6 protein-coding genes are annotated in these 6,456 nt (G+C 39.9%); 5 read left to right on the forward strand and 1 reads right to left on the reverse strand.

Translation table 11 applies throughout. The annotated features are described in order from the left end of the window. Positions 1-29 precede the first annotated feature (29 nt). Positions 30-1,865, reverse strand: a complete 1,836-nt coding sequence (locus tag P5674_RS20625; protein WP_234933495.1) for an FHA domain-containing protein — start codon at positions 1,863-1,865, stop codon at positions 30-32. Between the two features lie 185 nt (positions 1,866-2,050). Here P5674_RS20625 and P5674_RS20630 point away from each other — a divergent pair, with 185 nt between their 5' ends. From P5674_RS20630 to P5674_RS20650, 5 genes are all read left to right on the forward strand, one after another. Further along, on the forward strand, positions 2,051-3,670 hold the full coding sequence (locus P5674_RS20630; protein ID WP_006616734.1) for a protein kinase domain-containing protein: 1,620 nt from the start codon (positions 2,051-2,053) through the stop codon (positions 3,668-3,670). A gap of 7 nt (positions 3,671-3,677) precedes the next feature. Continuing rightward, positions 3,678-4,943, forward strand: a complete 1,266-nt coding sequence (locus tag P5674_RS20635; RefSeq protein ID WP_006616735.1) for a serine hydrolase — start codon at positions 3,678-3,680, stop codon at positions 4,941-4,943. 138 nt (positions 4,944-5,081) lie between these two features. After that, positions 5,082-5,858, forward strand: a complete 777-nt coding sequence (locus P5674_RS20640; RefSeq protein WP_014277316.1) for a GUN4 domain-containing protein — start codon at positions 5,082-5,084, stop codon at positions 5,856-5,858. Positions 5,859-5,874: 16 nt separating this feature from the next. Next, positions 5,875-6,102 (forward strand): hypothetical protein, encoded by a 228-nt coding sequence (locus P5674_RS20645; protein WP_014277317.1) that lies wholly within the window; start codon positions 5,875-5,877, stop codon positions 6,100-6,102. 21 nt (positions 6,103-6,123) lie between these two features. After that, on the forward strand, positions 6,124-6,279 hold the full coding sequence (locus P5674_RS20650) for a hypothetical protein (RefSeq protein WP_231852037.1): 156 nt from the start codon (positions 6,124-6,126) through the stop codon (positions 6,277-6,279). Positions 6,280-6,456 lie beyond the last annotated feature (177 nt).

Consider the following 6,456-nt stretch of genomic DNA (forward strand, 5'->3'; position numbering starts at 1 on the left):
AGGGGTTGAGTAATAACCCGCTATCGCTGTCAGGATAAGGGTTTATAGTTAACACGCTCTGACGCATCGCAACCGTCACCAAGAGTCAGGGGTTCTTGCTCGCGGATAGCCAAAGTAATCAAGGCAATTCCAATGGGAGCAGTTAGCAATGACAATCCCAAGTTAAATCGGTCGGCTAAAACTAATTGGATGTCTCGTTGTAAAAGTACCCTTATTTGCCTCAGAGGAGAAGGCTTAACCTGTTTTGGTTTATCTTTTAATTTTGTCGTCCTTTGATTGGCTTGATTGATTTCAGGAGAATTGGCATTAATTTTACCGGGAACAATCAGAGCGTCTAGGACATATTTTTGGTAGTCAGTATGCTGTTTAAATCGAGTATTCCACTGGTGGCAATAATCTTCGATGGAGCAGCCTTGATTTTCTTCTGGAGACTTTTCCAGTTCATTATAAATTTCAGCAAAGTCATCCCGTCCTACATTAAAAAAACTAGGAGCTTCGCTAGGGGGTCCGAAGTAACAGAGATTTCCTCCCCTTCCCATAAAGGCAACGCGATCGCACAAAGTGATATTGGCAGTCGCATGGGTAACAAGAGCTACAGTTCGATTTTCTGAGTGAGCTAACTTTCGCAGAAGTTGCATCATTTTTTTGTCTAATCCTGGATCGAGTCCTGATGTGGGTTCGTCGAGGAAAAATAACTTGGGGTCTGCTAAAAGTTCAACGCCAATGCTGACTCGCTTCAATTGACCACCACTTAGTTGGCTAATTAGGGTATGCCGTCGATCTAAAAGTTCAATTTCAGTCAGAGTTTTTTGAATAACTGCCTCAATATTTGTATCAGGGGGAAGACGTAATTGAGCAGCAAAAGTGAGAACCCGATCAACCGTCAGATTTCTATGTACGATATCTTCTTGAGGTACATAGCCAATTTGGGTACGGTAGATATTAAAATTTTGTTGCAGGTCTGAGCCGTTTAAATAAACATATCCTCCAGAAAGAGGTTGAATACCTAGCAGTGTCTTCAAAAGAGTTGATTTTCCCGTTCCACTTCCGCCAACAATTGCAATCAGTTGACCGGGTTCGAGTGGAATTGAAACACAATTGAGCAAAGTTTGGCTGTTTCGGGAATGTTTGGAAACAATGCGGGTAACTTCCCAAGCATCAAGACGCAATTTATCCCCCCGGTCTTGAAGGGTGAGGCGATCGCCACTCAACACCAAAATAAATGAACCGATGCGAATTGTGCAACCATCGGGAAGCCGCATGGATTGATTGACTTTCTGTTCGTTGACGAAAACACCATTTGTACTGTAGTCAAATAACTGGTAGTACCCACCATCAACCTTGTCAATGACAACGTGCTTTCTGGAAACCACAGGAGAATCAAGAACCAAGTTACAAGATGGGTCGCGACCTAGCATAATCGAACGGTTTTTGATACTAATTGATTGATTTCTCGTGGTGCTAGAGACAATGAATTTAGGGTTTTGGGGATTATGGTATTTCAGACGAATGAGAGTCATAGGATCTTGACCAATTTGCAACTCATCCCCGTCGAATAATTGATAATATTCCACAACCCCTACCCGGCGTTGCTCAACAAGCAGTCCATTTCGACTGGGTTGGCGAGTACCATTTTTGGTGATACCGTCGTAAATCTCATATTCATCGCCGTGGCGAGTTAAAGTAGCCTGGTAACGAGAAATTGCTAACCAGTCTTCGGGAGTCTTTAAATCTGCATCAGTAGCCCTACCAAGTATCAGTTGAGCCTTTTTTAGTGGAAATTTGATGGTTTGGGTCTGGTTTGTCAGTTCCAGATATGGATCGGAAGATGTTTCAAGCTGGGTTTTAGGTAGACTATGGCTCATGGGTTATGAAAACTATGCTATTAAGTTTTTTATGTTAAATTTTTTCAAGGTCAATCCGTTAAAACTTAAAAGAAAATTTATATTTCTTGGCTTGAGTTTCAGAGTTAAGCGTGTTATTGTTGGAATAAATAGGTATAAGCAATAAAGACAGTTCGTACTTAGAATGAACTGGTTAAGGAATTACTATGGCTGACCATTCTTTATTAAACCACCGCTATCAAATCATTCAGCCTTTAGGTTCTGGCGGTTTTGGAGAAACATTTCTGGCTGAAGATACTCAAATGCCATCCGGGCGAAGGTGCGTCATTAAACAACTAAAGCCTGTTACGGATAATCCTGATATTTATCAATTAGTACAAGATCGGTTTCAACGAGAAGCTGCTATTTTAGAGGAACTGGGAACGGCTCATCAACAAATTCCAACCCTCTACGCCTATTTTCGTGAAAATGACTTATTTTATCTGGTTCAAGAGTGGATCGAAGGTCAAACCTTAACGGACTACGTTCATCGCCACGGATCAATGCGTGAAAGCTCTGTCCGAGCTATGTTAGTCAGCTTACTGTCTGTTCTGGAATATGTTCACAGTAAGCAAATTGTTCATCGCGACATTAAACCTGACAATATTATGCTGCGATCGAGCAATTTAGAACCCGTATTGCTCGATTTCGGTGCCGTCAAAGAGACGATGGGAACCGTACTGAGTCACTCTGGAAATCCGACGCGATCGGTGGTTATTGGTACACCGGGGTTCATGGCTAGTGAACAAGCTATAGGTCGCCCTATATACAGCAGTGATTTATACGCTTTAGGATTGACTGCCATTTTCTGCCTAACTGGAAAAGTTCCCCAAGAATTTTCAACAGATCCTCTTAGCGGAAATCTCCTTTGGCGCTCTGAAGTCCCGACAATTACACCAAGTTTTGCTAACGCCATTGAACAAGCTATTCAATCTCATCCAGACAAGCGTTTTTCGACGGCTGGCGAAATGCGAGCTGCGCTGAATTTCACATCTCATACAGGTACTTCTGTTTCCCGGACTGGGCAACCTACAGCTACAATAATTTCTAGCAATCCCAACCAGCAACCTCCAACAATTGTTTCTTCTGTTCCCGTAGGTCAAGCAGCTACTATTCTTTCTCCAGCTCAGTCTATGAGTCCGACAGCATTACAAAATCCATCAACAATGCCAGAATGGGCTAAAGCAGTATTAACGGGCGGAATAATTGGCAGTTGCATTATTGTTGGACTTTTTGTCTCAAGATTTTGGAATAGTGTTGCTGATAATGCAATAGACAATCCTATAGCCGTTGAGGTTCAGCCGACAACTACAGCTTCTGCAAGCCAGACACCATCGCAATCGGAATCAGAAGCAGAATCTCAGCCACCAAAGCCTGCTGTACAAGCAATACCATCTATTACAGAAGAAAAAGCGGTTGCATTAGTTAAACAATGGCTTCAGTCTAAATCCCAAATTTTTGCACCTCCTTATAGTCGAGATGCTGCCCGTAATTTAACCACAGGTGCATTACTCACTGATTTAGTTAAAGCCGATGGCCCCATAACTTGGCTACAAAATAATAATGCTTATTATCAGTATGGAATTCAGCGCGTTGATTCTGTAGAGCGTTTTGAATCAGATGAAAACAATGCAACAATAGAGCTGATAGTTACAGAAGATGGCACATTATATCGCAACGGCAAACCCGACCCCAATAATGCTTATTTCAGTACATCCAGATATCGATATACCATAAAAAAAGAAAATAATCAGTTAAAAATATCCTGGTATCAAAAAGTTGATTAAATACATCATGGCTGTGCATAAATATTTTTTCAAAAATAATCATAAAAATCAGGGTGAACGTCAAGGATTGAGACGTGCCTATTTAGCGACTAACAATTACCCGAATAAAAAGCATTTATCAAGGTTAGCTTGGACTACAATTGTTATGTCAGTTAGTTTAGTTTTAGGACTAAGTGGAGCAGCTATTTTGTACTTTGTATTTCCTCATAAACCTTCATTAAATGATGATCGCTATTTAGATAATACAATTTTTAGAGAGCCACCTAATAGTATAGATTTATCTCCAGATTCTGTAGATTTAAATATAACTTCTAGACTGGAATCAAGAGAAGGTATTAACCCCAATTGGGTTTATAATGTCACTAATCCTACTCACTTTAATCCAAATGATAATTTACAAAAGATTGTTAATGAAGTAGTTTATACTGCCAGAATGCGAGGTCTGCCAACTAATTCTTTATCTATACACTTGATTGATTTAAATCAACAAACTGAAGGCACTTATCAAGCTGATGTTTTTCGTTATCCTGCCAGTATCCCGAAATTGTTTTGGTTAGTCGCGTATTATTCCTTACAAGCAGAGCGCAACATTCCTCCTCAACCAATTGATTTACCACAAATGGGATGTGTTACTACTATTTGTAAACTCATCCAAAAATCTGATAATGAAGCAGCTAGCCGAATTGTAGATTTTATCACTGATACCACATCTATTTCCCATACAGAAGACTACCAAACTTGGCTAAATAAACGCTATTCTGTCAATTATTTCTTTCAAAAATCAGGATATTCAGGAATAAATATCAGTCAGAAAAATTTTCCCATACCCTATTTGGGAATGAATTATCCTCAAGGATGGGATCTGCGTATGCGTGGTGATAATCAGCCTCCAATTCGTAATCAAATGACGGCTCGACATGCGTCTAGATTAATGTATGAAATTGGTACTTATCAAGCTGTTTCTCAAACTGCATCAATGCAAATAATGTCACTGCTTAAAATAGATTTAAATCCTCAAGTTTGGAAGCCCGAGGAATATGATTCAGTTGATGGTTTTTTAGGAAAAGGAATTTATCAAAATCGACAAAAGATTGATTTTTATTCAAAAGTCGGGTGGACTAATGATTCTCGGCTCGAAGTCGCTTTAATTCATCATAGGTCTAAAAATAGAGCCTATATTATATCAGTCTTTGGCGATGGGGCTGCTTATGGAGAGGATTGGGAATTTTTTCCAATTATTTCACGCTTAGTTTATGAAAGAATGTTCGAGTAAAGAAAATAATGAGTTTTTTAAAATTTGCAAATCATTGGGGTGTATTTCTGATATTATTTTGGGTATCTGACTGGGTTTTTGCAGAGACTTGCAACATTCAGCAGATTGCGGACGGTACAGAAATAGATAAAGTTAGAATTGACATCGATCAATTTTTCACTTTTCCTTGATTTAATTATTGGAAAACTCTTCATTCAGCTTATGACTATGCACAACCCGAAGTTAATAAAATACAAAAATTTTTTTTATTTTTGGGGATTATCAATCATTGTTTTATTGCTTATTTTGGTTCAATTTCCTGCTCATTCAAAAATAGATAGCCAATACCATGTTCTTATAACCAGGTCTAGTTTGCCTGTTTTAAAGAGCCAAGGAGGACAGGATGTGGAGGCTATGTATTCTCGTTTAGAAAACTTTGCACAGGAGGGAGACTGGCGTAAGGCTGATGAGCAAAACTGGGAATTAATAAAGCAAGTTGGTAATAGATGGGGCAATTTAGGAAGACAAATCCGTCCCGAAGAAATTGCTCAAATTTCTTGTTCAGATTTGAGGAGAATTGATGAGGTTTGGAAGAAGCACTCAAATGGAAACTTTGGTTATAGTGTTCAACTTAAAGTTTGGAGACAGCAATTCAATACTACTCAACTTCAAGGGTTAATGGAGGGGGAGCGAAATCGTGAAGTTTTTCAAGCATCTCTTCGGTTATATGCAGCTTTGGGATGGTTGATTACTCCTTCTTATAAGAGGGATTACCAGAACTTTATATTTTATTTGCAAGCACCTCCAGGACATTTACCTTGTGATTCGGGAAATTCAGTAAATCATTGTTACACAGCCTGTGACTCAGGGAGAGCACCTGGCTTTTGTGGGGGTGTAATTGTGGAAAATTCTCGGTTTTTGGAATGTAGGCTTTAACCCCGTAAGTTACACTATGAAATCTAAATTTATGGATTTTCCCATGCAGAAAATTGCCCTGGCTTTTCTAGGCTTACTATTTGGCACTTTAGCCACAATAGAGACTTCTTTCGCCTATCCCCGTCTTAACTGGCGCAGTGCTGATTTTGAAGGTCGAAGATTGCGGAGTCGGCTTGGAAAACTGAGGCAGAGGCTCAAAAAAGAGGTGAGGCTCTTCATTTTGAGCATGGATTTGGGAATTTAGGGGTTCTCTGGATTCCCTATTATGAAAATCTCTCAGGACGAAGACTCTATCAAACGATTATTGTTCCTGAAGCAAATTGCGATCGCTTCTTACGTGAGAATATTCATAAGATTGATGGCAATGCTTACTGCTTTACCCCCAGTAATCGCGGCTTACCGGCTAACCGCAGAGGAGTAACAATGTAGTAGCAATGTAGGTTGGGTGAAACGCAGTGAAACCCAACATCATTTAGAGATGGTGGCGTTGGGTTTCGTGACCTCCACCCAACCTACTCAAATTGGGGGAAAAAGGTCATACTAAGAGATGGTGGCGTTGGGTTTCGTGACCTCCACCCAACCTACTCAAATTGGGGGA

It is taken from the genome of Limnospira sp. PMC 289.06, assembly GCF_032350395.1.
Classification (GTDB): Bacteria; Cyanobacteriota; Cyanobacteriia; order Cyanobacteriales; family Microcoleaceae; genus Limnospira; species Limnospira platensis.